Origin of the sequence: Streptomyces blastmyceticus, from assembly GCF_039521185.1 — a bacterium.
In the GTDB taxonomy this organism is placed as follows: Bacteria; Actinomycetota; Actinomycetes; order Streptomycetales; family Streptomycetaceae; genus Streptomyces; species Streptomyces blastmyceticus.
The window spans coordinates 91,005-117,523 of the sequence record NZ_BAAABW010000015.1; the positions used below are offsets into that span (position 1 = coordinate 91,005).

The window sequence follows — 26,519 nt, forward strand, 5'->3', positions numbered from 1 at the left end:
GCGGGACTGCTCGGGCGCGGCGTTACGGCCTCTCGTGCGTGAGATCGAAGGGGGTCGGGGCGTGGCCCTCCCAGATCCGGCGGGAGGCCTGTTCGAGGTAGGGCACGGTCTTCGGTTCGGCGTCCAGGACGCGAGTGAGCTGCCGCTCGGGGTGGTAGGCGGCCCATCCGGCGTCGCCGGTGGTGGCGAAACGGACCCACGCCTGCCGGAGTTCCCGCGACACCGCGAGGGCCCCGGGGGTGGGCGGGTCGCCGATGAGCCCTTTGCCGGTGGGGCTGTCCAGCGTGCCGAACGCCAGGGGGACGTCGAGGCTGTGGCAGGCGCCCAGGGCCCCTCCGAAGGCCGGGGAGGCCAGTCCCAGCTCGAAGAGGAACGAGGTGACATGATCGGGCCCCAGGATGTGCTCGGCGCTGTCGATCAGTATCTGGACAGGCTGTTCACGTTGCCGTAGTGGTCGGCTCCGTAAATCCTTCGGGGTCGGTCACGCTGCCACCGCGGAGGTGGATTCTTCGTGCGGTCCCTGACCCCGGTGAGGCCGGTGAGCTCTGGACCGTAGATTGTGCCCATGATCGAGGAGACGTCGCCCGAGCGGATGGATCGGTCCACACGGCGGAGGCACGCCGCCCCAAAGAAGACGAAAGGCGGTGACGGACTACTGCGTTCGTCCGCGCTGATGGCGGCGGGCACCGTGGTCTCGCGCGCCACCGGACTGATACGGCAGGTTCTGCAGGCCGCCGCGCTGGGCACCGGGCTGCTGGCCACCACCTACAACCAGGCCAACACGGTGCCGACCAGCCTGTACTTCCTGCTGATCGGCGGCGCACTGAACTCTGTCCTGGTTCCCCAACTGGTCCGTGCCCGCGCCGAAGACCCCGACGGCGGCGCCGCCTTTGAGCAGCGCCTGGTCACTCTCGTACTGTGCGTCCTGGGCGTGGGGACGGCGCTGGCGACGTGGGCCGCCCCTGAGATCATCAGCGTCTACCAGCGCGATTCACCCGCCACGCACGACGCGTTCGAGTTGACCGTGGTCTTCGCCCGCTTCCTGCTCCCGCAGATCTTCTTCTACGGCGTGTTCAGCATCTTCGGTCAAGTTCTCAACGCCCGGGACCGGTTCGGCGCGATGATGTGGACTCCGGTCCTCAACAATCTCGCCCTGATCGCCATGTTCGGCCTCTACCTCGGCATGATGACCGCACCGGAACAGGTCTCGGACATCACCGGCACCCAGGTCAGGCTGCTCGGTGTCGGGACCACGCTCGCTTTGGCCCTCCAGGCACTCGCCTTGATCCCCTACGCGCACGCGGCCGGCTTCCGGTTCAGACTGCGCTTCGACTGGCGAGGAACCGGCCTGCGCAAGAGCGTGAACGCCGCACGCTGGACCCTGTTGTTCGTGCTGGCCAACCTCGTGGCGAGCACGGTGGTCACCCGCCTGGCTTCCGCCGCCGACGCCGCTCTGCCTCACGACGGCGTGGGCTACACCGCTTACAGCTACGCCCAGCAGATATGGATGCTGCCCCAGTCGATCGTCACCGTCTCCCTCGTGACAGCCCTTCTCCCACGCATGAGCCGGGCCGCGAGGGAGGACCGCATCGACGACCTGCGCGCGGACCTGTCACGCGCGCTGCGGGTCAGCGGCGTCATCATCGTCCCGGCCGCCTTCTTCTTCCTCGCCTTCGGCCCGCAGATCGCTCAGCTGCTGTTCGCACACGGCGCCGCCGACGCGGCCGCCACCGTCCCCTTGGGGCACATGCTGCAAGCCTTCGGTCTGGGACTGATCCCGTTCTCCGGCCAGTACCTCCTGCTGCGCGGCTTCTACGCCTTCGAGGACACCCGCACACCGTTCCGGATGGCAGTGTGGATCAGCGGCGTCAACATCGCTCTCGCCGCGGCCTGCCACCTCCTGCTGCCCCCGCGCTGGGCGGTCGCGGGGATGGCCGCCGCCTACGCTCTGTCCTACGCGATCGGACTGCTGCTGACCGCCTTGCGCCTGCGACGACGCACAGAGGGACGGCTCGACGGTCGGCGAATCTGCCGCACTTACGCAAAACTCACCGCGGCTGCTACCGCTGCCGGGGGCGCCGGATGGCTCATCGCCCGCTCCTGCGGCCAGAACCTGGCATCAGCCTCTTGGACGACCCCGGCGCTTTCGCTGGGTGCGGGCGGCATCGCGATGGTTCTGCTGTTCCTGCTCTTTGCACGGATCTCGCGGATCGCGGAGCTGCGCAGCCTGCCGGGGCTGGGGTGAACCTGGCACCAACGAAGCCAGCCCCCGAAGAACTTACGGAACCGACCACTCAAGACCCCGGTCGATCGCCGGCGGGGTCGGTGACGAGGCCGGCGGCGACCAGGCCGGCGAATACCGCCTCGCCCAGGGCGTGCACCGCGGACTGCGGGCGGACCATCACGGTGAACTCCTCGACCCGGCCCGCCTCGTCGAACTGGAGCAGGTCGATGCCGTGGATCTGCTTTCCGTGCACGGTGGCCCGGAAGGGGAGGATCGCCGACGGGGTCTCCTCGCCGCCGGCGGCGGTCTCGGACGTGCCCTCGAAGTGTCCGACGTAGCGGAAGTCCTCGAAGGTACGCAGCAGGACGTCGAGGAGTCCGAGCAGCATCGGCCTGCCCTCGAAGGGGGTGAACTTCACCGGGCTGTGGAAGCGGACGTTTTCGGTGAACAGGTCTTCCAGCGCGGCGAGATCGTGTGCCTCGATGGCGGCGCGGAAGCGTGCGGCGGTCTCCATGGCTCCTCCTGGTATTGCTACTCAAGAATCTGACTAGTCATTTTCTTGAGTATGCTGCACGGTCCGACAGCGAAAGGGAAGAGGTGCAGCTTCGATGGCCTTGCGACATGCCGTGCTGGCAGCGCTGCTGGACGGCGAGTACAGCGGATACCAGCTGGCCAAGGCGTTCGACGTCGGCGTCGCGAACTTCTGGCACGCCCTGCCTCAGCAGCTCTACGCCGAGCTGGCCAAGCTGGAGCGGGAAGGCCTGGTGACGGGCCGCCAGGTGGTCCAGGAGACGCGGCCCAACAAGCGCCTGTTCCGGGTGACCGACGCCGGTCTCGCCGAGCTGGAGCAGTTCGCGGCGGCGGTCTCGAAACCCTCGTTCATCCGCGACGATCTGCTCGTCAAGGTCCAGGCCGCCGACCGCATCGACACCGGCCCGGTGATCGACCAGCTCGAGGAGCGGGCGGCCGCGGCCGGAGCGAAGATCGAGCTCTTCGGCGAGCTGCTGCGGCAGATGCGGGGCGAGGCGGACGAGGAGGAGTTCCTGCGCCGGGGCGAACGGATCGGCCCGTACCTCACGTGCCTGCGCGGCCTGGCCTTCGAACAGGGCCACCGCGACTGGTGCGTACGGATCGCGGGCGTCCTGCGGGAGAGGCGGGCGGCGCGTACTCAGCCCTGAGCGCCCGCGCCACGCCCCCGGGCGACAGCCCGACCGGCAGGCCAGGCGGCCCGGCCCCCCATTCGCCCACTCGCCGTTACAGCAGGGCGTGGCCCGTGGGAAAGATCCTCCATGCCCAGAACCCCCGCATGCTGCTACGCCTTCATCAGCCACCCCCTCATCAGAGCCGCCCTGGGCGACCGCCCGCCCCACGACGTCCGCTGGATCGCCCCGGCCGCCGGCATGCGCTGTGCCGAGATCGGCAGCGGTGGCGGCTACTACACCGCTGCCCTGGCCGCCCACCTGGGGCCCGGCAGTCTCCTCGTGGCTCTGGACCCCGCCGCCCACGACCCGCGTGCCCGGCGCGGCGTGGGGCCCGGTGCCACGACCGTCCACGTCGCGGGGGACGGCTGCGCCCTGCCCTTCGCGTCGGCGAGTCTGGACGCCCTGTTGTACAGCTACAGCCTGGAGGAGATGCCCGACCAGCAGGCGGCGCTGGCGGAGGCAGGGAGGGTGCTGCGCCCGGGAGGGCAGCTCGTGTTGTTCCTGTGGCGCCCTGTGATGGGTCGCCGCTGCCGCACGTCCGTGCTCGCCCGCCGGGCCCGGGACAACGGGTTCGCACTCCTCCGGGCCCACCACGGGCTGCAGAATCTGCGCCTCGCCTACAGGAAGCGATGACCGGCCCATCAGAGGGCCGACCCGTAACCCGCCCGTTGCCTCAACTGCCTTGCGAGCGCCCCCGAGGCGCGCCGTACCATCGGTATGCGGCGGAGTCGGTTCCGCCGCTTCCGTGTACGCGCCCCACCACGCTCCGAGGAGTGAGGCATGCACGAAGACCCGGTCCACGGCATCACCCGGCGCCGAGTCCTGACAACCGCGACGGCCGGGGCGGCAGGACTGTCGGCGCTGCCCACGTCGATGCGGAAGGCGCTCGCGGAGCCGGAGCGCGCGCTGCACTCGCTCGACCAGATCGAGCACGTCATCTTCCTGATGCAGGAGAACCGGTCGTTCGATCACTACTTCGGCACGCTCGAAGGCGTCCGTGGCTTCGACGACCCGGACGCCGTCACCCTGCCCTCCGGGCGCCCGGTGTTCTACCAGCCGGACCCGCTCCACCCCGACGGCTACCTGCTGCCGTTCCACAACGACACCAGGACCACCAACGCCGCGCGCGCCTACGGCACGAGCCACTCGTGGCAGTCGCAGCACCTGTCGTGGAACGACGGCCGGATGGACAACTGGGTGCCGACGCACCGTGCGGCGGACGGCCCCGTCAAGGGCCCGTTCACGATGGGTTACTACACACGGGACGACCTGCCGTTCCACTACGCGCTCGCGGACGCCTTCACTGTCTGTGACAACTACTTCTGCTCGGTCCTCGGCCCGACACACCCCAACCGGGTCATGGCGATCAGCGGCACCATCGACCCGGGAGGCGAGCGCGGCGGCCCGGTCGTGGACAACCACTCCACGGGTTTCCGGTGGACCACCTACCCCGAGCGGCTCCAGGCGGCCGGCATCAGCTGGCGCTACTGCACCGCCAACCCGCAGGACACCGACCTCGGCTGGTTCAAGGCGTTCCAGGACGCCCGGCCGGGCGATCCCTTGTACGAGAACGCCATGGTGCCCTACTCGCCGTCCCAGGTGGCCGACGTCATCCGCAGCGACCGGCTGCCGTCGGTCACGTGGCTGGACGCCCAGTACCTCCCGTCGGTCTACGGACTCCCGGAGGCGTCCGAGGAACCCCCCAACTTCCCCTCGGCCGGCGCCTTGTACATGTACACCGTCCTCGACGCACTGGGCTCCCGCCCCGATGTGTGGGCCAAGACCGTCTTCATCATCAACTACGACGAGAACGACGGCCGCTTCGACCACGTACCACCGCCCACCGCGCCGGAAGGGACACCCGGGGAATGGGTCACCCTCTCCCCGCTGCCCGGCAGCGCGTCGGGCATCGCAGGCCCCGTCGGACTGGGCTTCCGGGTGCCGGCCCTGGTGATCTCGCCGTGGAGCCGCGGCGGCCGGGTGTGCAGCGAGGTCTTCGACCACACCTCCACCCTGAAATTCCTGGAGCGCCGGTTCGGCGTGCGCGAACCCAACATCAGCGCGTGGCGCCGCGGGACCGTGGGGGACATGACGTCGGCGCTGTGCCTGGGCCATCACGACCCGTCCTTCCCCCGGCTGCCCGACCCGGCGCCGCTCTACGCCCGCGAACGGCAGGAGGCGGCCACCCTCCCCCCACCGGCCGTGCCGACCGTCCAGACGGTGCCGCACCAGGAATGCCGCTGATCCCGCGTACGCGTCCGCAGGGCGTTGTCAGACCCCGGTGCGACACTTCCGGCGTGAGATGGGCAGTGGCTGAGGGAACAGGCGGCGAGGGCGTTCGGCTCTGTCCGCTCGACGGTGACGGGCGGGCGGCCGGGCCGGTGGTGGCCGAGGCGAGCCTTGCCGACGCCGTGCGGGCGCGGCCGGAGGTCGAGCGGTGGGTGTGGCGGTCCACCGCGCGGGCCTACGGCGAGCTGCTCGCGGCCGGCGTGTGCGTGGAGCGGTGCTATGACGTCGAGGCTGCCGAGGCGCTGCTGATCGGTCACGAGGAGGGGCAGTCGGGCCAGCCGCGTTCGCTGGCCGCGGCGTGGGCCCGGCTGCGGCGGCTGCCGGTGCCGGTGGATCCGCCGTTGCAGGCGGCGGAGACACAGCCGTCGCTGTTCGCACCGGGCCCGGTGCCGCTGCCGCCCGGGGTCGAGGAGCTGGAGGCGCTGCTGGAGGTGTACGCGGGGCAGCTGGCCCGTACGCAACGCACCGAGCACCCGGGGCGGACGCGGCTGCTGATCGCCGCCGAGTCGGCGGGCACGCTGGTCGCGGCCGAGATGCGCCGGGCCGGGGTGCCGTGGCGTGCCGACGTGCACCGCGAGCTGCTCGACGAGCTGCTGGGGGAACGGTATCCAGGCGGTCAGGAGACCCGGAGACTGGCCGAGCTGGCGCAGACGGTGTCGGAGGCGTTCGGGGAGCCCGTACGGCCCGATCTGCCCGCCGACGTCATCAGGGCCTTCGCCCGCGCGGGCGTCGCTCTGTCGTCCACGCGGGCCTGGGAGCTCCAGAAGATCGACCACCCGGCCGTCCCGGCCCTGCTGGAGTACAAGAAGCTCTACCGTCTGCACACGGCCCACGGCTGGTCGTGGTTGCAGTCCTGGGTCCGCGACGGCCGGTTCCGTCCCGAGTACCTGCCCGGCGGTGCGGTCTCGGGGCGGTGGACCACCAACGGCGGCGGGGCGCTGCAGATCCCCCGGGTGGTGCGGCGGGCGGTGATCGCCGATCCCGGGTGGCGACTGGTCGTGGCGGACGCCGACCAGCTCGAACCCCGCGTGCTGGCCGCGATCTCGCGCGACCCGGGGCTGATGGACGTCGCGGGCAGCGGCCGCGACCTGTACGCGGACCTGGCCGAGCGCGCCTTCTCCGGCGACCGCGACCGGGCCAAGCTCGCGATGCTCGGGGCGATCTACGGACAGACCTCAGGGGACGGCCTGAAGCACATGGCCGACCTGCGCCGCCGCTTCCCGCGGGCCGTCGCCTACGTGGACGACGCCGCACGCGCCGGCGAGGAGGGCCGACTGGTGCGTACCTGGCTGGGACGGACCTGTCCGCCCGCGTCCACCACCGTCGACGACGAGGCGGGCATCCCCCAGGAGGAAGAGCCCGCCACCCGCGGCAACACGGCGAGCACCCGGGCCCGGGGCCGCTTCACCCGCAACTTCGTGGTCCAGGGCAGCGCCGCCGACTGGGCGCTGATCGTCCTCGCCACCCTGCGGCAGGCCATCGAGGGCCTCCGCGCCGAACTCGTATTTTTCCAGCACGACGAGGTAATAGTGCACTGCCCGCAGGAGGAGGCGGAAGCGGTGGCGGAAGCCATCCGCACGGCGGGGAACCGCGCCGGGTGCATCGCCTTCGGTGACACACCCACGCGCTTCCCGTTCACCACGGCCGTGGTGGAGTGCTATGCGCAGGCCAAGGCGTAGCGCGCCGCCTCCGGGCAGGCGGGAAAAATCATGCGACGTGCCGCAGAGCGGGTGTTAGTTTCATCCATCATGGAACCACTCACCGAAGAGGACATCCGCTCCTCTTTCGTCAACTGCTCGAAGGGCGAGGCCCGCAGGATCAGCGTCCCCCGGGATCTGGCCGAGCGCGACTGGGCCGATCTCGACTTCCTCGGCTGGCGCGACCCGGGCGCCCCGGACCGCGGCTATCTGGTCGTCGAGCGGGACGGCAAGCTGGTGGGCATCACCCTGCGGGCCCCGCAGGGTGTCCGCCGCAGCTTCACCAAGACCAACATCTGCACCATATGCACAACCGGCCACCCCGGTACGGGAGTTGCCCTGCTCGCCGCGCCGAAGGTCGGCGCCTCCGGGCGCCAGGGCAACACCGTCGGCGCCTACCTGTGCGCGGACCTCGCCTGCTCGCTCTACGTCCGGGGGAAGAAGACGACCGGGATGGGGCTGCGCTACGAGGAATCGCTCACCGTCGAAGAGCAGATAGAGCGGCTCCGCGGCAATCTCCACGACTTCCTGGAGAAGGTCGGCGCGTCCTGAGGCGCCGGGGTGGCCGTGGGTTCGACGGCGCTGGTCGCAGTCACGGGTGAGCGGCTGCGACCAGCGCCTTCCAGGCTAGGCGTCCGCCGGGCGGCGTGCTTCGCGCCGCATCGCCCACAGCGTCGGCCCGTCCCCCGGCAGCCGCACCTCTTCCTGCACGGTGAAGCCGAAGTGCTCGTAGAAGGACAGGTTGGACGGCTTGGAGGACTCGAGGTAGGCGGGCAGACCCGCCGCGTCGGCCTTGGCCAGCCCCGAGCGCAGCAGAGCGGCCCCGTGTCCCTGGCCCTGACCGGCCGGGTCGGCGCCGATCACCGCCAGGTACCAGTGCGGTTCCTGGGGCGCGTGCCCGGCGGCCGTCTCGACGGCGTCCCTCAGCAACGGAGCCCGGTCGCCGAGGATGTCCTGGAGCTCCTGGATGGTCTCCGCGTCGGGAACGGCCTTGGCCTGCGCCTCCGGCGGCACCCAGAAGGCGGCCGCCGCACCGGTGCGCTCACACACGCTGTGGTGGACGTACTGCCGGGTGAAGATCGTGGTGAAGTAGCGTTCCAGCCTTGTCCCGCGCGAGGCGTCGTCGGGGAAGAACCAGCGCATCATCGGGTCGTCGTCGAAGGCGCGGGCCAAGGTGCGGCTGATCGACGGAGCATCGTCGATCGTTGCTGTCTCCGGCATGTTCGTTATCGACATACAGGTCATTCTGCACCCGTGTGATCTTGGACCCCGCGGCGGGTATCTCCGTCACTCCGAGGGTGCGAGGCGTGGACATTGAGTCCTCGTCAGGCCGAGAATCCTCTTCATGACCACACCTGACTTCCGTACGCGCGTGACCCGGCCCTCCGAGGCCCAAAGGGATCAGGCGCTGGTCGTGCTGAGGGACGGGGCCGGTGACGGCAGGCTCTCCCATGACACGTTCATGCGCCGCATGAACATCGTCCTGACGGCTCGCAACCGGGCCGAGATCGACCACGCCATGGCCGATCTGCGGGCGCACGGACGGTTTTCGGAGTTCCTCGTGCGCACGGTGACCCGGGTGGCGACGCTGACGGTGCGCATACGGAGAGCCTGGTGTGGGGCGCGGCTGCCGGGGCTGCGCCTTCCCGAGCCGGGAGCGGGCGCGCTGGGCATCGGGCGCTCACCGCTGTCCGAGCTGCGCCTCGACGACGACACGGTCTCGCGGCGGCACGCCGAGCTGCGCTACATGGACGACCACTGGCGTCTGTCCGATCTCGGCTCGCGCAACGGCACGTACGTCAACGGGCTGCGTATCGCCGGTACGGTGCGCGTTCAGCCAGGCGACCAGATCGCGTTCGGGAACCTCCACTTCCGCCTGTCCGTCTGAGCGAACGCCGACGGTCAACTCATCCCGGATACACGTTCCTCCGCGCCTTCCTCCATGGCGGGAGGAAGGTTGCGCCGGTAGAAGCGCCGGTAGGCACGTACCGTGGGTCCGTCGGCGACCGACCAGAGGTCCTTGGCCACCGGGCGCATCCAGCGCAGGATGTCGAAGTCGGCATGGTGATTGCGCCTGACCAGGCGCCACAGGAAGGCCGCCCAGAGCCGGTTGGCCGGCCAGAGAAGCCAGTCGGGGCCGAATTTGCGGACGACCAGGCTCCATGTGGCGAGGGTGACCCCGGGCCGTACGGGGCTCACGGCGGCGACGAAGGCCATCCGGGGCGGTTTGCCGTCCGGTCGCGGGCCCGGTTGCGGAACGGCCACCGCCGTCGTCGGGCTCGCCATCGAGATCAGGGTGTACGGGCGGAAGTGGTAGATGCGCGTGTCGTCCGCGTCGGCGGGCTGGATCAGGAACGAGAAGCGGCGGCCCTCGTCGCGCAGTTGGACGGAGGTCATCGGGCGTCCCGGGCTGTGGGTGTAGGCCCAGTGGGAGGCGTCGGTCACGTGCTCGCCGATCGGCAGCAGATCCGCGTGGCACACGAGCACCTCGCCGGCCAGGTACAGATGGCGGCGCCGGTCCTCGGCGAAGTCCAGCTCGTCCAGGGGTTCCGGGGCCGGTGAGCCGTGCCAGAACCAGATGATGCCGCCCAGCTCGGTCACGGGGACGCTGCGCTGCGCGGCCCGGGAGGGGATCCGGCCGGCGCCGGGGATCTTCCGGCACGTCCCGTCCCTGTCGAACTCCCAGGCGTGGAAGCCGCAGACCAGCCTCTCCTCGCTCACCCGGCCGCACCGGCCGAGGTCGGCGCCCATGTGACAGCACTGGCTGTCGATCATGCCGAGCTGCCCGCCACGTGTCCGGAACAGCGCGTACTCCTGCGCCATGTACGTCACCGGAACCACCTCGCCGCGCCGCAGGTGGCGGCTGAAGCGTGCGAAGTACCAGCCGACGGGGACGGGTCCCTGCCGCTCGTGACCGACGTGGAGGCGCAGGTTCTGGAGCTCACGGTCGTACGGGCGTGGGCGTCGCCGCGTCATGGGGTGATTCCTTCCTCGTCCGTCGGTCGGCTGTGGTCCGCGGGCGCCCGTGGTGCGGGGGCGGAGGGCGCACGGTATGTGTAGGCGGCGGGGTCGAAGCGGTTGAGCCGGCGGACGAGGCGGCCGGTGGACCAGGGCCAGCAGAAGGTGTTCCGTCCGGTGGGGCCGATGTAGTAGCTGGAGCAGCCGCCGGAGTTGTACACCGTGCTCCGGAGCGCTTCCTGCACCGCGGCGTTGTGCTCGTCCTGGACGGCCGGCCTCACGTCCATGGAGGTGAGGCCGCGACGGCGCAGGTGGCTCAGCGCGGCGCTGACGTAGGCGAGTTGGGCTTCGAGGACGCTGATGGCGGAGGTGGAGCCGCCGAGGAGGTTGGGGCCCAGGAGGAGGAAGAGGTTGGGGAACCCGCTGACGCTGGTGCCGAGGTAGGCCTCGGGGCCGTCCTTGGCCCAGGTCTCGTGCAGCGTACGGCCGTCCGAGCCGTGCGTGCTCCGGGCCAGCGGCAGCTCACCGATGCGGAAGCCCGTGGCCGTGATCACCACGTCGGCCTCGGTCTCGGTGCCGTCGGCACCGATGAGGTGCCGGCCGCGTACGGCGGAGACGGCGGTGGGGTGGAGCCGGACGTGGGGCAGGGTCAGCGCCGGGTAGAACGTACTGGAGGTCAACAGCCGTTTGCAGCCCAGCCGGTAATGGGGCGTCAGCGTCCGGCGCAGCTCCTTGTCGCGGACGGCGAGGCGCAGATGGGCGCGGGCCGCGGCCTGTACCGGGCCTATGAGCCGCGGGTGGCGGAAGGCGTAGCCGAAGCACTCCTGCAGGCTGTACTGGCCCGCCCGCATGGCGCGCTGCACGCCCGGAGCGTGGGACAGGCACCAGTTCAGTGCCGCGGGGACCGGGAGGTCGGGCTTGGGCAGCACCCACTGGGCGGTGCGCTGGAAGAGGTGCACGGCCGCCGCCCGGGCCTGGACGGCCGGGACGACCTGCACGGCGGAAGCCCCGCTGCCGATCACTGCCACCCGTCGGCCGGCGAGGTCCACGGAGTGGTCCCACTCGGCGGTGTGGAACACCGGTCCGGGGAACTCCTCGAGCCCTGGCACGTCGGGCCGCCGCGGCTCGTGCCACGGCCCGGTGGCCAGGACCAGCGCCGTGGCGGTGTACTCGCCGTCGGTGGTCTCCAGCAGCCAGCGCCCCGCGCTCCGATCCCAGCGGGCCCGCAGGACGGCGACACCGCAGCGCAGCACCGCGCCGACCCCGTACCGGTCGGCGGTCGCCCGCAGGTAGTCGTGGATCTCCCGCTGCCCGGCGAAGGTCCTGCTCCACCCCGGGCTCGGGGTGAACGAATAGGAGTACAGCGAGGACGGGACGTCACACGCGCAGCCCGGGTAGGTGTTGTCCCGCCAGGTGCCCCCGAGCTGCGACGCCTTCTCCAGCACCAGAAGATCGCGGAATCCCTCCCGGCGCAGCCGGATCGCGGCACCGATGCCGGAGAACCCCGCGCCGACCACCGCCACCTGCACATCCCTGCCGCCCCGGGCACCACGCGGAAGATCAAGCGGAACCGACAAGGAACCCCCTTGGCAGTGGGACCGCCCACGGCCCCCAGGGACCGGGCACTCGGCCCCAGTCTGCGGGGAACCGGAAGAACACCGTCAGGGCGCGAACCCGCGCACGAGTCGTGTCACGCGCAAACAGGACGGCGCGCGCCGGGACCTCGCTCGCTCCGGTACCGGCGCATTCACCACGGGTCCGCGCCGTGGCGGGACCGGACGAGGACGCCGGTGCGGGCACGGGCGGCGGGTCCGCGGACATCGATCAGGATTCGAGAAGCGCCGGTCCCCGGGCCGCGCCTAGCGTGGCTGCCATGAACCGGGCGATCACGCCCGGACCCACGACTTCAGGAGCGACCATGACCGGCTCTTCCACCCAGGGGATCAAGACCGTGCTGCACCCCGTCTCCGACCTGGCGACGGCCAAGGCGGTCTACGCCGCCCTGCTCGGCGTCCCGCCGCGGACCGACGAGTCCTACTACGTCGGCTTCGAGGCCGGGGGCCAGCACATCGGACTGGTGCCGGACAACGGACCGCAGGGCATGACCTCGCCGGTGGCCTACTGGCACGTGCCGGACATCGAGGCGAAGCTGGCCGAGGTGACCGCGGCGGGCGCCACCGTGAAGGAGCCCGCGCACGACGTGGGCGGCGGCCGCCTGGTGGCCACCGTCACCGACCCCGACGGCAACGTCCTCGGGCTGCTCCAGGACCGCTGAGCAGCGAACCCGGCCTCCTGTGCGAGGCTGGTGATCGAGCCGGGCGACGCCGGCGGAGACCGCGAAGACGGACCCGCCCGACAGATGGAGACACGATGAGCACGGCCAAGAGGACGAGGACGCAGTCGCCCGCGCCGCACACCGCTGACAGCCACGACCTGATCCGCGTGCACGGCGCACGCGTGAACAACCTCAAGGACGTCAGCATCGAGATCCCGAAGCGCCGGCTGACGGTGTTCACCGGCGTCTCCGGCTCGGGCAAGAGCTCGCTGGTGTTCGGCACGATCGCGGCGGAGTCGCAGCGGCTGATCAACGAGACCTACAGCGCCTTCGTCCAGGGCTTCATGCCGACGCTCGCGCGGCCGGAGGTCGACGTACTCGACGGGCTGACCACCGCGATCATCGTCGACCAGCAGCGGATGGGCGCCGACCCCCGCTCCACGGTCGGCACCGCCACCGACGCCAACGCGATGCTGCGCATCCTCTTCAGCCGCCTCGGGAAGCCGTACATCGGCCCGCCCACCGCCTTCGCGTTCAATGTTCCCAAGCGGACGGCGAGCGGGTCCATGACCGTCGACAAGGGCGCGGGCAAGCGGATCACGGTCCGCAAGGCCGTCTACCACGGCGGCATGTGTCCGCGCTGCGAAGGCCGGGGCTCGGTCTCCGACATCGACCTCACCCAGCTCTACGATGCCGACAAGTCGCTCAACGAGGGCGCCCTCACGATCCCCGGCTACAGCATGGACGGCTGGTACGGCCGCATCTTCGGCGGCTGCGGCTTCTTCGACCCGGACAAGCCGATCCGCAAGTTCACCAAGAAGGAGCTGCACGACCTCCTCCACAAGGAGCCGACCAAGATCAAGGTCGACGGGATCAACCTGACGTACGAGGGCCTGATCCCGAAGATCCAGAAGTCGATGCTGTCCAAGGACATCGACGCGCTGCAGCCGCACGTGCGCGCGTTCGTGGAGCGGGCGACGACGTTCACCACCTGCCCGGACTGCGCCGGCACCCGGCTCGCCGAGGAGGCCCGGTCCTCGAAGATCAAGAGAATCAACATCGCCGACGCATGCGCGATGCAGATCAGCGACCTCGCCGCATGGGTACGCGGCCTCGACGAGCCATCGGTGGCACCGCTGCTCGGCAAGCTCCTGCACACCCTCGACTCGTTCGTCGAGATCGGGCTCGGCTATCTGTCGCTGGAGCGGCCCGCGGGCACGCTGTCGGGCGGCGAGGCGCAGCGCGTCAAGATGATCCGCCACCTCGGCTCCTCGCTCACCGACGTCACCTACGTCTTCGACGAGCCCACCATCGGCCTGCACCCCCATGACATCCAGCGGATGAACGGGCTGCTCCTCCGGCTGCGGGACAAGGGCAACACGGTGCTCGTCGTCGAGCACAAGCCGGAGACGATCGCGATCGCCGACCACGTCGTCGACCTCGGCCCCGGCGCCGGCACGGGCGGCGGCACCATCTGCTTCGAGGGCACCTTCGAGGGGCTGCGGACCGGCGGCACCCTCACCGGCCGCCACCTCGGCGACCGGGCCGCCCTCAAGGAGAAGGTGCGGACGCCCACCGGCCGGCTCGCGATCCGCGGCGCCACCCGCCACAACCTCCGGGGCGTCGACGTCGACATCCCGCTCGGGGTCCTCTGCGTCGTCACCGGCGTCGCAGGCTCCGGCAAGAGCTCGCTGATCCACGGCTCCGTCCCTGCCTCCGAGGGCGTCGTGTCGGTCGACCAGGCGCCCATCCGCGGCTCGCGGCGCAGCAACCCGGCCACGTACACCGGGCTGCTCGACCCGATCCGCAAGGCGTTTGCGAAGGCCAACGGGGTGAAGCCGGCCCTGTTCAGCTCCAACTCCGAGGGCGCCTGCCCCACTTGCAACGGCGTCGGCGTCATCTACACCGACCTGGGGATCATGGCCACCGCCGAGACCCCCTGCGAGGACTGCGAGGGCAAGCGGTTCGAGGCGTCGGTGCTCGAGTACCGGCTCGGCGGCCGCGACATCAGCGAGGTGCTCGCGATGCCGGTGACCGAGGCCGAGGAGTTCTTCGCCGACGGCGAGGCGCGCATTCCGGCCGCGCACAAGATCCTGACCCGGCTCGCCGACGTCGGCCTCGGCTACCTCAACATCGGCCGGCCGCTCACCACGCTGTCCGGCGGCGAGCGGCAGCGGCTCAAGCTGGCCACCCACATGGCCGAGAAGGGCGGCGTCTACGTCCTCGACGAGCCGACCACCGGCCTGCACCTCGCCGACGTCGAGCAGCTGCTCGGACTGCTCGACCGGCTCGTGGACTCCGGCAAGTCGGTCATCGTCATCGAGCACCACCAGGCGGTCATGGCGCACGCCGACTGGATCGTCGACCTCGGCCCCGGCGCGGGCCACGACGGCGGCCGGATCGTCTTCGAGGGCACTCCCGCCGATCTCGTCGCCGCCCGCTCCACCCTCACCGGCGAGCACCTCGCGGCCTACGTCGGCACCTGACCGGGGCCCGCGGACGCCGTCGCCGGGCAGGTCGTCCGGAGCCGCCCGAGGCCGAGCCGATCACCGGCCTCGGGCGCCGTGGGAAACTGGACCGGTGAGACGGCAGAACCTCGACGACCTCGTCCGGCTGCGGCGGTCCCGCGACCGGATGGACCGCGACTACGCCGAACCGCTCGACGTCCCGGCGCTGGCGCGCGACGCCCTGATGTCGCCCGGCCATTTCTCCCGCAGCTTCCGCGCCGCATTCGGCGAGACGCCGTACAGCTACCTGATGACCCGCCGCATCGAGCGGGCCAAGGCGCTGCTGCGGCGCGGCGACCTCACGGTGACCGAGGTCTGCTTCGCGGTCGGCTGTACGTCGCTGGGGTCGTTCAGCTCACGCTTCACCCAGCTGGTCGGCGAGAGCCCGAGCGCCTACCGGTCCCGGAGCCACGACCACGGCGCCGCCATCCCGGCGTGCATGGCCAAGATCCACACACGGCCGGTCAGGAACGGAGAAGCGGGCCGCGCCGCCCGGCCGTAGCGTGAATCGCATGGATATCACGCTTTCCCAGTGCTTCATCGCCGTCGACGACCACGACAAGGCGATCGCCTTCTACCGCGATGTGCTCGGCCTTGAGGTACGCAACGACGTCGGGTTCGAGGGGATGCGCTGGGTGACCGTCGGGGCACCCTCACAGCCGGACGTGAACATCGTCCTGGAACCGCCCGTCGCCGACCCGAACGCCTCACCGGCCGACAAGCAAGCCATGGCGGAACTGATGGCCAAGGGCCTGCTGCGCGGCGTCATCTTCGCGACGGACGACTGCGACGCCACCTTCGAGCGCATCAGCGCCGCGGGCGGCGAGGTGCTGCAGGAGCCGATGGACCAGCCCTACGGCGTCCGCGACTGCGCGTTCCGCGACCCGGCCGGCAACCTGCTGCGCTTCACCCAGCCACTCAGGAAGTGAGGCCCCCTGTTCAGGGGTCCGGGCGTGCCAACCTCGACAGGGAACCGGTCAGCGGACGCCATCGGGCCTCACCTCCAGGTAGGCCACTGTGCGCTGTCGCCGGGCATCGTTCACGGCCACCAGGCGTTCCCAGGTCCGTTTGTCCAGCGTCTCGGCCCACTCGGCCATCGATCGCACCGCGAACCCGTCGTGCTCGTCCGGGTCCAGCGTGATCCGGGCGATGTCCTCGGCGGTGAGCCGACCGCCGTCGAACGCGAACCCGATCTTCGCGACCGGCCATTGCCCCGGCGAATGCCAGAACACCGCCAGCATCCGAGGCCGCCCGGTGAAGACGATCCCGGTCTCTTCCCGGCATTCCCTGACGGCCGTCTCGAACGGCGACTCGCCCTCGGCATCGGTGTTCCCACCCGGCCACTGCCACCGGCCCGAATGCTGCGCGAGCGACGAGTGCAGCTGCAATGGGCGCCCCTCGGTGTCGGTGAAGAACAGGCAGGCGTAGGCCGCGTGCATCGGCAGCGTCTTGACGTACTGCTCAGGTGGAACCCACTGGTTGGCCAATTTCTCCTCCTCAGGTCGGAGACGAGCGATCAGCGTGGCCGCGTCCACGACGCCGAACACCGCGTGATGTGGTCGCACCCCGCCCTCGGGCACGAGGATGCCCTCATGCAGCCAGGCGAATGCCCCGGTCACCGGACGTCCTCAAGATCTCTGCGCGCAATATTGCGCGAAGCCCCTCCCCGACCGGTATGGCATGAGTATGGTGGACGTATGGCGAAGAAGAAGATCACCATCACGCTGGACGAACACAAGGTCGCCGAAGTCGAGCGCCTCGTCTCGGCGAGCAGTCGCGACGAGGCCGCTTCCACGTCCGCGTGGATCGAGGACGCCGTCACCGCCAAACTGGCCCAGGCCGAGCGAGCCCAGCGCGCCCTGGACTGGCTGGTCGACCGGGCGCAGACCGAGAACCCCGGCGAATGGGATGCGGCACTCGCCGCCGTGAAGGCAGCCGACGAGCGCCACGGCTTCACCCGTACCGAGGGGAAGCACGCCGCGTGAGCAGCGGATACGTCCTGGACCACACCGCGGTACGCGCGCTCGCTCACGGCAACATCTATATGGCCGCCCGGGTGTTCCGTTCCGTGCAAGTAGTACAGCCCCTGTACGTCCCCGCAGCCGCCTTCGCCCAGGGCCTCGCCGACAGCACACTCACCGAAGTCGAACAACAGCTCCACGACGCACTGAGCGCACCCTGCTTCATCTTCCGCCCCCTGGACGAAGCATCGTGCTGGGCAGCAGCCCAGATCGCCCACGAGCGCGCAACCGACATCGCCACCGGCCACACAGCACACCTGGCCCTCGGCTCCGGCTTGCCGGTCCTGACCCACAACCTGGATACGTACAAACGCATCGACGCACGCATCGTTGTCGAGCCCATCAGCTGACCTGTGCGCCGAGTGCCACCTGAGCCGTCCAGAGCCCTCCTTCAGGGCGACCAGGTGGTAACGAAGTAGCAAAGCCGTTCAAACGACGCAGGTCGCGAAGTGTCCGCTCCGCGCAAGCGGAGGTGAGCCAAAGAGCAACGTACCCACACAGTTGGCGGTGCCGCCTGCACAGCATGTCTGGCAGCAGCCACAGTTGATGTCGACAACGACGCGTTGCACCGGCCGAGCCACGGCCACCTCCCCGGCACTCGCCGTCAGAAGTTCAACGGCTGGACGAACGTGGGAGAGCCGCCGCCCGCCGGGCCGCCGCTGATGAGGCCGACGCCGGTGGTCTTGGCGTAGACCGGGCCGCCGGAGTCGCCGCCGTTGCCGGTCTGGCTGCTCTCGGCGAGGCCCAGGACGGCGCCTTCCGGGTAGTTGACGGTGACGTTGGTCGCGATGATCGTCCCGCATTGCACGCCGCTGGTGGCTCCGGTGCCGCAGACCGACTGGCCCGGCTGGGGTTGGGCGAAGCCGGTGATCGGGGTGGTGCCTCCGGTGCCGTTGACCACGTCGTCGGCCAGGGTCCAGCCGGGGGCGGGGGTGATGACGGTCCAGTCGGATCCGGGGAATTTGTGATCGCTGACGGTGCCGAGCAGGTTGCCGGTCGCGTCGTACCAGGTGGACGCGGCTGCGGCGCAGTGTCCGGCGGTTGTCACGGTGCCGGCGCGATAGTCGTTGAAGCCCCCGGTGCATTCGTAGACGCTGCCTCCGGTGCCGCTGAGGATCGGGCTGCCGCCGTGGAACGTTCCGGCCGCGCGGCCTTCCGGAGTGGAGGTGGGGGCGGGGACTCTGGCCACCCAGGACGACACCGCGTGGTCGACCTCGGCGATCGCGGTCAGGTCGGGGCTGTCCCCCGCGATGGTGACGAACTCCCGGGTGAACGCGTCGCCGGCGCCGCGCAGTACCGCGATGGAGACCTTGCACTGGCCGGGGTCGATGTACCAGTACTGTGCCTGGCCGGCTTGCCGGTTGACAGCGAGTTGATCGAGCTGCCCTTGGAGCGCGCGCAGGTGATCCATCTGTGTGGTCGAGCAGGTTACGGCGTGCGTGCGGGCGGGCGCGACGGACGTTGCCCCGGCGGGCCCGCCGAGCGTGGAAATCATCAGCATTGCGGCAGCGGCGAGCAGCACCTTTTGGGCCGGGTGACTCATGGAGGACAGCTCCTTCGACGGACGGAGCCGGATTGGGCGGAGGCATGTCTCCAGCGCCACGGAATGGTTTCTGCATATGTGGCACCCGGCTGAACGGCTGACGCTTCATCATCCCAAAGCCCGATGAAACGACAGAGGAAATGGTGCGGGCTGTTCGGGTGAGGGCGTCTCCGCGTATACGTGCAATTCGGCGGGCAGAACGGCACGCGAGCGGGGGTTCATATCCCCGCTCGCGTCATTTCACGGCGAATGGCTCCCGTACAGGGCGAGCCGTCATCACGACCAGACGCCGGGGCCGCCACCGAGCCACTCAATCTCCGACGGATCGTCCAGCCGGACCTCGTCCGGGTCGGACCCCGCCCGCCGCAGGAACTCGATCACGTCGACGACTCCGTACGCCACGCCGAGATTCTCCGCGCCGACCGTCACTCGCCGCCCGCCCGACGGTGTCGGCGGGTGGACGACGATGCGCGGATGTCCGGCCACCTCTCCATCGTCGGTCCGGGCCTGGCGGAACGCATCCGGGGCGGTGCCTGTGCGCCTCGGAGCCCTCGGGCTCGCCGGGAGGGCGCTGCCGACCGCCCCGCCGGACCGGCCCGTCCCCCGGTCGGGGGATACGGGACCAGCCGACGGACGGGCCGGTGGTGGGACGGCATCAGCAGGTGCTGTCGCGCTGTACTGGCAGCAGACCGGCACAGCTCCGGCCTGCGAGAACCTTGATGTCGTCGCCCGTCCGGCGGGCCTGGAGGAGCACGTGGTGTCGAAGAGTTCCCCTCACGGGCCCGTGGCCGGGCCTGGTCGGCGGCAGCGGCTGGTGCTGGCCAGTTGCTCGATGAGCATCCTGATCGTCGTCCTGGACTTCACCGCCCTGAACGTGGCCCTGCCCACCGTCCAGCGGGAACTGCACGCGTCGGTCTCCGGACTGCAGTGGACGCTCGCCGCCTACGGGCTCGTCCTGGCCTCGTTGCAGATGGTCGCCGGGTCCACCGGTGACCGGATCGGCCGCCGCCGTACCTTCCAGGCCGGACTGTGGATCTTCACCGTCGGGTCGGCGCTGTGCGCGGTGGCCCCCACCCTGGAGTGGCTCGTGGCCTTCCGGGTCCTCCAGGCCGTCGGCGGGGCCGTGCTGAGCCCCGTCTCCCTGTCGATCATCACGCACACCTTCCCCGACGACCGGGAACGGGCCCGTGCCATCGGTGTGTGGAGCGGCGTCGCCGGGATCGCCCTGGCCGCGGGGCCGCTGCTCGGCGGTGTGCTGGTCGGCAGCGCAGGCTGGCGGTCGATCTTCTGGCTCAGCGCGCTGGTCGCTCTGGCCGCCCTGGCGCTCACCGCCCGCTGCGTGCCCGAGTCGCGGGCCCTGCGCCCGCAGCCGGGGGATCCGATCGGCCAGGTGCTGGTCGTCACGCTGCTCGCCCCGCTCGTCTACACGATCATCGAGGCCCCGGGGCGCGGCTGGGACGACCCGATGATCCTTACGTGCGGTACGGTCGCCGTCCTCTCGCTCCTCGCGCTGGTGGCCTACGAGCGCCGGCGTACCGAGCCGCTGCTCGACCTCCGGTTCTTCCGCAGTGCGCCCTTCAGCATGGCGGCCGTCATCGCCTTGTGCGCCATGGGTGCCTGCGCGGGGTTCCTCTTCCTGAGCACGCTCTATCTCCAGGACGCCCGTGGGTTCTCCGCTCTGCGGACCGGCCTGTGGCTGCTGCCGATGGCGGCCATGACCATGGTGTTCGCCCCGTTGTCCGGGCGGCTCACGGGCAGTCGCGGGCCGCGGCTGCCCCTCGTGCTCGCCGGGGTGGCGACGGCGGCCGGCGGGCTGATGTTCACCGTCCTGAACGCCGAGTCCTCCTCGGGCCTGCCGCTCCTCGCCGGATATGTGCTCATCGGCATCGGCTACAGCCTGGTCGCCGCGCCGATCACCCACATGATCGTCTCCGGCATGCCGCCGGCCCGGGCCGGGGTCGCCGGGGCCATCGCGATGACCAGTCGTCTCTGCGGCCAGTCGCTCGGCGTCGCGGTCACCGGTGCCGTCCTGGCCGCGAGCCTGCACCACACCACCCACACCACGGTGGGCGCGTTCGCGGAGGCCGGCCGTCCGGCCTGGTGGATCCTGACCGGCTGCGGTGCCGTCGTCGCCCTCCTCGGCGTATGCGCCACCACGCCCTGGGCCCGGCGCACCGCCGACCGCGCGGCCGCCCTCTTCCCCGCGTCTCCGGCCGCCCCGGGGACCGGTCCCGCACCGGCCGAGGATTCCCCGCGTCATTGAGGCCGTGCGGGATGCGCCCGGCCGTGGATGCGGGCCGCGTCCTCGTACGGCATGTCCAGCGTGCGGGCCAGCCACTCCGCGGAGAATCCCTCGCAGCCGAGGACCCATGCCGCGTGCACGCGGCCGTCGTACCGCGCGCCGGGAGGAGGCGTCGCCAAGGAGGATTCGGGGTCGTCCAGCAGGTATTCGGCCGGGGTGCCGCCGAGGGTCAGTCGTACGGTGGGCAGCGGCGGCCGGGACCGTACCAGGACTCCCGGCAGGGCTTCCGGCTCCGTGTTCTCTGCGGCGGGCGGGGTGTCCGCCCGGCCGTTCGGAGGGCGCAGGACGCGGGCGTCGGGGATGGCCTTGGCGCAGTGCGCGCACATCTCGGCGAGGCTCCATACGCGGCCCGCGCAGGTGTGGGTGATCACTTGGTGGACCGCACGGCCCTGGCATCCGGGGATGGACCAGGCGTGCCACGAGCAGTTCTCCTCGCCGCAGCGGCACTCGGTCGCCGGTGGCACCGGCCCGGCCGCGTGTCCGTGGGATGCGAGGTGGCCCGCCGCGGCCGTGCGGGCGGCCGTGGGTGAGGGCAGCGGGATCCGTCCGGGGCGGCATCCGGGCTCGGAGCAGCGGAGCGTCATGGGGCCGGGCCGCGGATACCAGTCCGAGGTGATCCGCACGGTCCAGAGCCGACCGGTGTGCTGTTCGGTGTGCTTCACCACGTCTGCCTCCCAGGCCGGATCCGCGCTTCGCGCACGGGCGTTCGCCTCAGGTTGCGGTTCCGGGGCGGGTTGGCGGCATCCTCCGCCGAGGGGATTGCCCGGCCGGTCGGCCGGTCCACCGATCGGTGGAGTCAACAGGGCCCGAATTCAAGGCTTATGCAGTAATTTGCCCGGGAAAAATTGCTACGTCCCGAATTACCGAAGGCGGAGCGCATTCGCCGCACCGCTCGCCCGGAATGAGATGACCTCCGATGGACGCGCACATCCACACGCTCCCCCGTACGGCGACGGTTCCTGTCGCCGCCGTCGACGCGCAAGGGGCCGTCGCTCTCTGGAGCCCCGCGGCCCGGCAGTTGCTCGGCTACACCTCCGGCGAGATCGTCGGACGCCCCGCCGCCCTCCTGCTCGCCGCGCCCCTGCCCGAACCGGCCCGGCGCTCACTGATGGAATCCACACCGTGGCGAGGCGTCGTACCGGCCCGCCACGAGGACGGCAGCACCATGCACGTCACCGTCGAGACGTGCCCGAGCGGAAACGGCCCTGTGCGGTGGGTTCTTCTGGGTGCCGCCACGGCCGACGCCGCACCGCAGGACGTGATGAGCGCGACCCTCAAGGAATGGACGTACGACCAGTCGCCGTTCGCCCTCTCCACCTATGACCACGAGAACCGGCTGACGAGCGTCAACGCAGAAATGCTCCGCCTTTCCGGCAGCGGCACGGAAGAGGAGATGCTGGGGCGGCGCATCGAGGAAATCCATCCCGGGCCCCCGTTCGACACCTTCGCCGACCTGATGGACCAGGTGCTGCGCACCGGGAAACCTCTTCGTACGGACACCTTTTTCCGGTCCCCCGGCGATGCCCGGAAACGCGCCTGGGCGTCCTTCTTCAATCCGCTCAAGGACCGGGACGGGCGGGTGCGGGGAGTGTCCACCGCTGCTCTCGACGTCACGGAGCAGTACCGGGCCCAGCAGTGCCTGGCGCTGGTGAACGACGCCGGGGCCCGCATAGGCACCACCTTGGACACGACCCGTACCGCCCAGGAGTTGGTGGACGTCACGGCCGGGCGGTTTGCCGACTTCGTCAGCGTCGACCTGCTGGACTCCGTGGTCCAGGGTGAGGAACCGCGGCCCGGTCACATCGACGGCACCGCCCCGCTCCACCGGGCCGCCGCGCACGACGGCGCGCTCCGGCCGCCGTACGGAACCGGCGAGACGCATTCCTATCTGCCGCACTCGCCGACGGCCCGTGCCCTGGCCTCCGGTGTGCCGTCGCTGCACCGCATCGGCGAGCCGGGCTTCGGTCAGTGGGTGAGGGACACTCCGGCTCTCCCCGACCGGGTCCGCGCCCGCGGGGTCCACTCCGTGCTCGCCGTGCCGCTGAGCGCCCGCGGCATCGCCCTGGGCCTGGCCCTGTTCGTACGGCAGGGGGACTCCCCGCTGTTCGACGCGAACGACCTGTTGCCCGCGCGGGAGATCGCGGCCAGGGCCGGGGTGTGCATCGACAACGCGCGGAGGTACACGCAGGAGCGCGCGGTCGCCCTCACCCTCCAGCGCAGCCTGCTCCCCAGCCGGCTGCCGGACCAGGACGCGGTGGAGGTCACCTCCCGGTATCTGCCGGCCTGCGCCCAGGCGGGCGTCGGGGGCGACTGGTTCGATGTCATCCCGCTGTCCGGTGCCCGGGTCGCGCTCGTCGTCGGGGACGTCGTGGGCCACGGCCTCCAGGCGTCCGCCGTCATGGGCCGGCTCCGTGCGGCGGTCCGCACCCTCGCCGACCTCGAACTGCCGCCGGACGAGCTCCTCACCCACCTCGACGACCTCGTGATCCAGCTGGCGCAGGACCGGGCGGCCGAGTGCGCGGACGGCTCACGGGAGGCGGCGCGTGAGACGGGCGCGACCTGCCTGTACGTGGTCTACGACCCGGTGTCCCGGATGTGCGCGCTCGCCCGTGCCGGGCATCCGGCCCCCGTGCTCGTCTCGCCCGACGGCGCGGCCCGCTACCTGGACATGCCCAGCGGGCCGCCGCTCGGCGTGGGCGGCCTGCCTTTCGAGGCCACAGAGCTGGAGCTGCCGGAGGGCAGCCTCCTCGCCCTCTACACGGACGGACTCGTCGAGGGCGGCGTCGACCATGACATCGGCGTCGGCCTGGACAAGCTGAGCGCGGCCCTCGCGGGCCCCGCCGCACCTCTTGAGCAGACGTGCGACGCCGTGCTCGACGCGCTGTTGCCCGGCCGGGGCGGGCGGCCGGCCGACGATGTCGCGCTGCTGCTCGCCCGTACGCGGGTCCTGGACGCCTCGTGCGTCGCCGACTGGGAACTGCCCGCCGACTGTGCGGCGGTCGCCGACGTCCGCAGGCGGGCGTCCGGGCAACTGGCCGCCTGGGGGCTGGAGGAGCTGGACTTCACCACCGAGCTGGTCGTCAGCGAGCTCGTGACCAACGCCATCCGGTACGGCCGCGCCCCGATCCGGCTGCGTCTGATTCGGGGCGGCGACGCGCTGATCTGCGAGGTCTCGGATGCCGGCAGTACCTCACCGCGGATGCGGCGGGCCCGGATCTTCGACGAGGGCGGTCGCGGTCTGCTTCTCGTCGCGCAGCTCACCGAGCGGTGGGGCACCCGGTTCACCCCGGGCGGCAAGACCATCTGGGCCGAGCAGCCGCTGGCCGCCGCCGGGTGAGGGCCCGTCGGCGCCTCACCCGGGAGCGGCCGCGGCGTCGAGCAAGTCTCGTACGACGTCGAGCAGTTCGTCCGGGTCGGCCGCCGCGAGTTCGGTGAGCGCTCCGGAGCTGCGTGCGAGGAGGATCCCGGTGAAGGCCGCCACCGCCACTTCTGCCCGCAGTTGGGGCTGCGGCACCCCGTCGCGGGCGAAACGCTCGTGCAGCGGGGTGACCAGCCGTGCGTACAGCTGTTCCCGGGAGGCGTCCTGGACCACGGGGTCGTCGTGGGGCACCAGCGCGGCGCGGACCACCGGGCCCGGGCCCCGGTGCGGTGTCCTGCCCAGCAGCGTGCGCAGCCTGTCCTCCTCGAGGAGGTCGGCGGGCGCGCCGTCTCCGGAACCGGCCTGCATGACCGCGATGTAGAGCTGTGTCTTGCCCCCGAAGTAGCGGGCGATCAATGCCGCGTCGACGCCCGCGCGTTCACCGATGTCCCGGGTGGTGGTGCGCTCGAATCCCCGCTCGGCGAAGAGTTCCGTCGCGGCGTCGAGCAGCAGCTCGCGGCTGCGGCCGGCGTCCCGTCGGCGTCCGGAGGGCGCACCGGTGGTCTTCTCCGCGCTCGGCGGTCGCTCGGCCTTCATCCTGTCCTCCGATCGTCCGGGACCGGCCGGGGCGCGAGCGCTCCGTCCCCGGCTGTCGCCGCTTCGCGGCTGCCGTTTTCCACCATCGGCTCCTCGTCCCTGGTCGGGGTGTCCGTCACCACGCCCTGCCGTCGCGGCAGGACGATGGCCACCATCATCGCGGCCGTCCAGATCGCGCAGCCGATGAGGGCGGCGATCAGGTATCCGTCGCCGGACGGGAGGGTGTGCCCGGCGGAGGTGTGGGCCTGGAGCACCGTCGCGCTCAGCGCGCTGCCGGTGGAGTAGCCGACGCAGCGGAGGACCTGGTTGAAGCTGATGGCGCTGCCGGTCTCGTGTGCGGGGACGGAACCGACGATGAGGCCGGGTATGACGGCGAAGGTGCAGCCGACGCCGAGTCCGGCGATGCCCATGGCGAGGAAGAGCTCCCAGAGGCCGCTGTGGGCGAGGGCGAAGCTCAGCATCGAGACGAGTGCCACGGCGCAGCCCAGGGGCAGTACGAGCCGGGTGGAGGTGTGCCGCGTGAGCACCGGCACCACCTTGGCGGCGGCGATGCTGGCGGCCGAGAAGGGCAGGAGGATCAGGCCGGTGACGGCGACCGACGCGCCGAAGCCGTAGCCGGCCGTGGCGGGGGTCTGGGCGAAGCGTGTGACCAGCGACATCAGCAGGTACATCCCGATGCCCGCGATCAGGATGGTCACGTCGGCGGTGAGTACGGTCCGGTCCTTGACGAGCCGGAGGTCCACCAAGGGGTGGGAGGTGCGCAGTTCGTGGACGGTCCACCAGGCCAGGGCGGCGAGCGAGGCCGCGGTCAGGCCGAGCAGGCGCGGTGAGGTCCAGCCCCAGGTGCCCCCTTCGCTGAGTACGAGCAGCAGTCCGGCGAGTGCGGCGCCGAACAGCACGGCGCCGAGTACGTCCAGGGGGTGCGACGTGAGGTGGCGGGTCGGCGGCAGTGCGCGTGCGGCGCCCGCGAGGGCGGCGGCGCTGATGGCCGCTCCGAACCAGAAGGCCGCGTGCAGGCCGAGGGACTGGGCTATCAGGCCGGTCAGGGGGTAGCCGAGGCCGACCCCGGCCACGGTGGTGATCGACAGCAGCGCGACCGCAGGCCGGGAACGGTCCGGCGGCAGGCAGTCCCGGGCGGTGGCGATGGCCAGCGGTGTGAGACCGGCGCCCACGCCCTGCAGCGCCCGTCCCGCGATGAGGGAGCCGAAGCCGAGCTGCAGGGCGGCCAGCACGCTGCCGGCCAGCATGACGGCCGCGGCGCCCAGGATGACCGCTCGCCGCCGGGGTCCGTCGCCGAGCCTGCCCATGGTGGGCGTGGCGACGGCGCCGACCAGCAGGGTGATGGTCAGCGACCACTGGGCGTCGGAGAGCGAGACGTGGTCGGCGGCGGCGATCCGTGGGATCAGCGGCGCGCCGAGGCTGCTGACCACCGCCACCGCCATGCCGAGGAAGACCAGGGCGGCCACCAGTGTCCGCGGCCCCCGCGTGGCCGGTGCCAGTTGCGTTCCCATGCCGCACCTCCTGAGTCATCGAGTGATGTCATCAC

Annotated in this window: 26 protein-coding genes; 15 read left to right on the forward strand and 11 right to left on the reverse strand. The window is 71.1% G+C overall.

Annotated elements, in window-relative coordinates; all coding sequences use genetic code 11:
* Positions 1-22: 22 nt before the first annotated feature.
* Positions 23-223 (reverse strand): hypothetical protein, encoded by a 201-nt coding sequence (locus tag ABD269_RS13055; RefSeq protein ID WP_344118002.1) that lies wholly within the window; start codon positions 221-223, stop codon positions 23-25.
* 342 nt (positions 224-565) lie between these two features.
* On the opposite strand from ABD269_RS13055, the gene murJ reads away from it, so the two are divergent.
* Positions 566-2,245, forward strand: coding sequence for a murein biosynthesis integral membrane protein MurJ (murJ, locus tag ABD269_RS13060; protein ID WP_425572886.1), 1,680 nt, complete (start codon positions 566-568; stop codon positions 2,243-2,245).
* Positions 2,246-2,294: 49 nt separating this feature from the next.
* Here the strand turns inward: murJ and ABD269_RS13065 are convergent, their stop codons facing one another.
* Complete coding sequence (locus tag ABD269_RS13065) at positions 2,295-2,738, reverse strand: nuclear transport factor 2 family protein (protein WP_344118003.1); 444 nt, start codon at positions 2,736-2,738, stop codon at positions 2,295-2,297.
* Positions 2,739-2,832: 94 nt separating this feature from the next.
* On the opposite strand from ABD269_RS13065, the gene ABD269_RS13070 reads away from it, so the two are divergent.
* The 5 genes from ABD269_RS13070 to ABD269_RS13090 all read left to right on the forward strand — a co-directional run bounded on the left by ABD269_RS13070 (position 2,833) and on the right by ABD269_RS13090 (position 7,964).
* Complete coding sequence (locus ABD269_RS13070) at positions 2,833-3,402, forward strand: PadR family transcriptional regulator (protein ID WP_344118004.1); 570 nt, start codon at positions 2,833-2,835, stop codon at positions 3,400-3,402.
* A 111-nt stretch (positions 3,403-3,513) separates the two neighbouring features.
* Positions 3,514-4,059, forward strand: coding sequence for a class I SAM-dependent methyltransferase (locus tag ABD269_RS13075; RefSeq protein WP_344118006.1), 546 nt, complete (start codon positions 3,514-3,516; stop codon positions 4,057-4,059).
* Between the two features lie 147 nt (positions 4,060-4,206).
* Positions 4,207-5,670, forward strand: coding sequence for an alkaline phosphatase family protein (locus tag ABD269_RS13080; protein ID WP_344118008.1), 1,464 nt, complete (start codon positions 4,207-4,209; stop codon positions 5,668-5,670).
* On the forward strand, positions 5,661-7,394 hold the full coding sequence (locus ABD269_RS13085; RefSeq protein WP_344118009.1) for a bifunctional 3'-5' exonuclease/DNA polymerase: 1,734 nt from the start codon (positions 5,661-5,663) through the stop codon (positions 7,392-7,394). The genes ABD269_RS13080 and ABD269_RS13085 overlap by 10 nt, the downstream gene beginning before the upstream one ends.
* 69 nt (positions 7,395-7,463) lie before the next feature.
* The gene (locus ABD269_RS13090) at positions 7,464-7,964 is read left to right on the forward strand and encodes an FBP domain-containing protein (protein WP_301890201.1); all 501 of its coding nucleotides are present in this window, start codon (positions 7,464-7,466) and stop codon (positions 7,962-7,964) included.
* A gap of 75 nt (positions 7,965-8,039) precedes the next feature.
* Here the strand turns inward: ABD269_RS13090 and ABD269_RS13095 are convergent, their stop codons facing one another.
* Complete coding sequence (locus ABD269_RS13095) at positions 8,040-8,657, reverse strand: GNAT family N-acetyltransferase (protein WP_344118010.1); 618 nt, start codon at positions 8,655-8,657, stop codon at positions 8,040-8,042.
* Between the two features lie 100 nt (positions 8,658-8,757).
* Here ABD269_RS13095 and ABD269_RS13100 point away from each other — a divergent pair, with 100 nt between their 5' ends.
* Positions 8,758-9,300, forward strand: a complete 543-nt coding sequence (locus ABD269_RS13100) for an FHA domain-containing protein (RefSeq protein WP_344118011.1) — start codon at positions 8,758-8,760, stop codon at positions 9,298-9,300.
* 14 nt (positions 9,301-9,314) lie between these two features.
* Here the strand turns inward: ABD269_RS13100 and ABD269_RS13105 are convergent, their stop codons facing one another.
* Complete coding sequence (locus ABD269_RS13105; protein ID WP_344118012.1) at positions 9,315-10,388, reverse strand: Rieske 2Fe-2S domain-containing protein; 1,074 nt, start codon at positions 10,386-10,388, stop codon at positions 9,315-9,317.
* Positions 10,385-11,947, reverse strand: a complete 1,563-nt coding sequence (locus tag ABD269_RS13110; protein WP_344118013.1) for a flavin-containing monooxygenase — start codon at positions 11,945-11,947, stop codon at positions 10,385-10,387. Before ABD269_RS13110 ends, ABD269_RS13105 begins: the two co-directional genes overlap by 4 nt.
* Positions 11,948-12,288: 341 nt before the next feature.
* Here ABD269_RS13110 and ABD269_RS13115 point away from each other — a divergent pair, with 341 nt between their 5' ends.
* The 4 genes from ABD269_RS13115 (at position 12,289) to ABD269_RS13130 (ending at position 16,081) form a co-directional block, all read left to right on the forward strand.
* Complete coding sequence (locus ABD269_RS13115) at positions 12,289-12,645, forward strand: VOC family protein (protein WP_344118014.1); 357 nt, start codon at positions 12,289-12,291, stop codon at positions 12,643-12,645.
* A 95-nt stretch (positions 12,646-12,740) separates the two neighbouring features.
* Entirely contained in the window at positions 12,741-15,131 is a 2,391-nt protein-coding gene (locus tag ABD269_RS13120) for an ATP-binding cassette domain-containing protein (RefSeq protein WP_344118015.1), read from the forward strand.
* Between the two features lie 148 nt (positions 15,132-15,279).
* Entirely contained in the window at positions 15,280-15,654 is a 375-nt protein-coding gene (locus ABD269_RS13125; RefSeq protein ID WP_301894611.1) for a helix-turn-helix transcriptional regulator, read from the forward strand.
* A 10-nt stretch (positions 15,655-15,664) separates the two neighbouring features.
* Positions 15,665-16,081, forward strand: a complete 417-nt coding sequence (locus tag ABD269_RS13130; protein WP_344118016.1) for a VOC family protein — start codon at positions 15,665-15,667, stop codon at positions 16,079-16,081.
* A gap of 48 nt (positions 16,082-16,129) precedes the next feature.
* Here the strand turns inward: ABD269_RS13130 and ABD269_RS13135 are convergent, their stop codons facing one another.
* Positions 16,130-16,771 (reverse strand): NUDIX domain-containing protein, encoded by a 642-nt coding sequence (locus tag ABD269_RS13135; RefSeq protein WP_344118017.1) that lies wholly within the window; start codon positions 16,769-16,771, stop codon positions 16,130-16,132.
* A 78-nt stretch (positions 16,772-16,849) separates the two neighbouring features.
* On the opposite strand from ABD269_RS13135, the gene ABD269_RS13140 reads away from it, so the two are divergent.
* Together ABD269_RS13140 and ABD269_RS13145 are read left to right on the forward strand one after the other, a co-directional pair.
* Positions 16,850-17,137, forward strand: a complete 288-nt coding sequence (locus ABD269_RS13140) for a hypothetical protein (RefSeq protein ID WP_344118018.1) — start codon at positions 16,850-16,852, stop codon at positions 17,135-17,137.
* Complete coding sequence (locus tag ABD269_RS13145) at positions 17,134-17,523, forward strand: PIN domain-containing protein (protein ID WP_344118019.1); 390 nt, start codon at positions 17,134-17,136, stop codon at positions 17,521-17,523. The genes ABD269_RS13140 and ABD269_RS13145 overlap by 4 nt, the downstream gene beginning before the upstream one ends.
* 254 nt (positions 17,524-17,777) lie before the next feature.
* Here ABD269_RS13145 and ABD269_RS13150 read toward each other — a convergent pair whose 3' ends face one another.
* Both ABD269_RS13150 and ABD269_RS13155 read right to left on the reverse strand, forming a co-directional pair.
* Positions 17,778-18,716 (reverse strand): S1 family peptidase, encoded by a 939-nt coding sequence (locus ABD269_RS13150; RefSeq protein WP_344118020.1) that lies wholly within the window; start codon positions 18,714-18,716, stop codon positions 17,778-17,780.
* Positions 18,717-18,992: 276 nt separating this feature from the next.
* On the reverse strand, positions 18,993-19,202 hold the full coding sequence (locus ABD269_RS13155) for a hypothetical protein (RefSeq protein WP_301890189.1): 210 nt from the start codon (positions 19,200-19,202) through the stop codon (positions 18,993-18,995).
* Positions 19,203-19,473: 271 nt separating this feature from the next.
* On the opposite strand from ABD269_RS13155, the gene ABD269_RS13160 reads away from it, so the two are divergent.
* Positions 19,474-20,979, forward strand: coding sequence for an MFS transporter (locus ABD269_RS13160; RefSeq protein ID WP_344118021.1), 1,506 nt, complete (start codon positions 19,474-19,476; stop codon positions 20,977-20,979).
* On the opposite strand, the gene ABD269_RS13165 is transcribed toward ABD269_RS13160, so the two are convergent.
* Positions 20,973-21,683 (reverse strand): hypothetical protein, encoded by a 711-nt coding sequence (locus ABD269_RS13165; protein WP_344118022.1) that lies wholly within the window; start codon positions 21,681-21,683, stop codon positions 20,973-20,975. The two genes, ABD269_RS13160 and ABD269_RS13165, sit on opposite strands and share 7 nt — an antisense overlap.
* A gap of 251 nt (positions 21,684-21,934) precedes the next feature.
* Between ABD269_RS13165 and ABD269_RS13170 the strand changes: the two genes are divergently transcribed.
* Positions 21,935-24,355 (forward strand): SpoIIE family protein phosphatase, encoded by a 2,421-nt coding sequence (locus ABD269_RS13170; protein WP_344118023.1) that lies wholly within the window; start codon positions 21,935-21,937, stop codon positions 24,353-24,355.
* A gap of 15 nt (positions 24,356-24,370) precedes the next feature.
* Here the strand turns inward: ABD269_RS13170 and ABD269_RS13175 are convergent, their stop codons facing one another.
* Together ABD269_RS13175 and ABD269_RS13180 are read right to left on the reverse strand one after the other, a co-directional pair.
* Positions 24,371-24,973: a TetR/AcrR family transcriptional regulator gene (locus ABD269_RS13175; RefSeq protein ID WP_344118024.1), complete on the reverse strand. Its 603-nt coding sequence runs from the start codon at positions 24,971-24,973 to the stop codon at positions 24,371-24,373.
* The gene (locus ABD269_RS13180; RefSeq protein WP_344118025.1) at positions 24,970-26,484 is read right to left on the reverse strand and encodes an MFS transporter; all 1,515 of its coding nucleotides are present in this window, start codon (positions 26,482-26,484) and stop codon (positions 24,970-24,972) included. Before ABD269_RS13180 ends, ABD269_RS13175 begins: the two co-directional genes overlap by 4 nt.
* Positions 26,485-26,519 lie beyond the last annotated feature (35 nt).

Coding starts and splice junctions, on each gene's coding strand:
- murJ (WP_425572886.1), top strand. CDS start 566: ATGATCGAGGAGACGTCGCCCGAGCGGATGGATCGGTCCACACGGCGG.
- ABD269_RS13065 (WP_344118003.1), bottom strand. CDS start 2,738: ATGGAGACCGCCGCACGCTTCCGCGCCGCCATCGAGGCACACGATCTC.
- ABD269_RS13070 (WP_344118004.1), top strand. CDS start 2,833: ATGGCCTTGCGACATGCCGTGCTGGCAGCGCTGCTGGACGGCGAGTAC.
- ABD269_RS13075 (WP_344118006.1), top strand. CDS start 3,514: ATGCCCAGAACCCCCGCATGCTGCTACGCCTTCATCAGCCACCCCCTC.
- ABD269_RS13080 (WP_344118008.1), top strand. CDS start 4,207: ATGCACGAAGACCCGGTCCACGGCATCACCCGGCGCCGAGTCCTGACA.
- ABD269_RS13085 (WP_344118009.1), top strand. CDS start 5,661: ATGCCGCTGATCCCGCGTACGCGTCCGCAGGGCGTTGTCAGACCCCGG.
- ABD269_RS13090 (WP_301890201.1), top strand. CDS start 7,464: ATGGAACCACTCACCGAAGAGGACATCCGCTCCTCTTTCGTCAACTGC.
- ABD269_RS13095 (WP_344118010.1), bottom strand. CDS start 8,657: ATGACCTGTATGTCGATAACGAACATGCCGGAGACAGCAACGATCGAC.
- ABD269_RS13100 (WP_344118011.1), top strand. CDS start 8,758: ATGACCACACCTGACTTCCGTACGCGCGTGACCCGGCCCTCCGAGGCC.
- ABD269_RS13105 (WP_344118012.1), bottom strand. CDS start 10,388: ATGACGCGGCGACGCCCACGCCCGTACGACCGTGAGCTCCAGAACCTG.
- ABD269_RS13115 (WP_344118014.1), top strand. CDS start 12,289: ATGACCGGCTCTTCCACCCAGGGGATCAAGACCGTGCTGCACCCCGTC.
- ABD269_RS13120 (WP_344118015.1), top strand. CDS start 12,741: ATGAGCACGGCCAAGAGGACGAGGACGCAGTCGCCCGCGCCGCACACC.
- ABD269_RS13125 (WP_301894611.1), top strand. CDS start 15,280: ATGGACCGCGACTACGCCGAACCGCTCGACGTCCCGGCGCTGGCGCGC.
- ABD269_RS13130 (WP_344118016.1), top strand. CDS start 15,665: ATGGATATCACGCTTTCCCAGTGCTTCATCGCCGTCGACGACCACGAC.
- ABD269_RS13140 (WP_344118018.1), top strand. CDS start 16,850: ATGGCGAAGAAGAAGATCACCATCACGCTGGACGAACACAAGGTCGCC.
- ABD269_RS13150 (WP_344118020.1), bottom strand. CDS start 18,716: ATGAGTCACCCGGCCCAAAAGGTGCTGCTCGCCGCTGCCGCAATGCTG.
- ABD269_RS13170 (WP_344118023.1), top strand. CDS start 21,935: ATGGACGCGCACATCCACACGCTCCCCCGTACGGCGACGGTTCCTGTC.
- ABD269_RS13175 (WP_344118024.1), bottom strand. CDS start 24,973: ATGAAGGCCGAGCGACCGCCGAGCGCGGAGAAGACCACCGGTGCGCCC.
- ABD269_RS13180 (WP_344118025.1), bottom strand. CDS start 26,484: ATGGGAACGCAACTGGCACCGGCCACGCGGGGGCCGCGGACACTGGTG.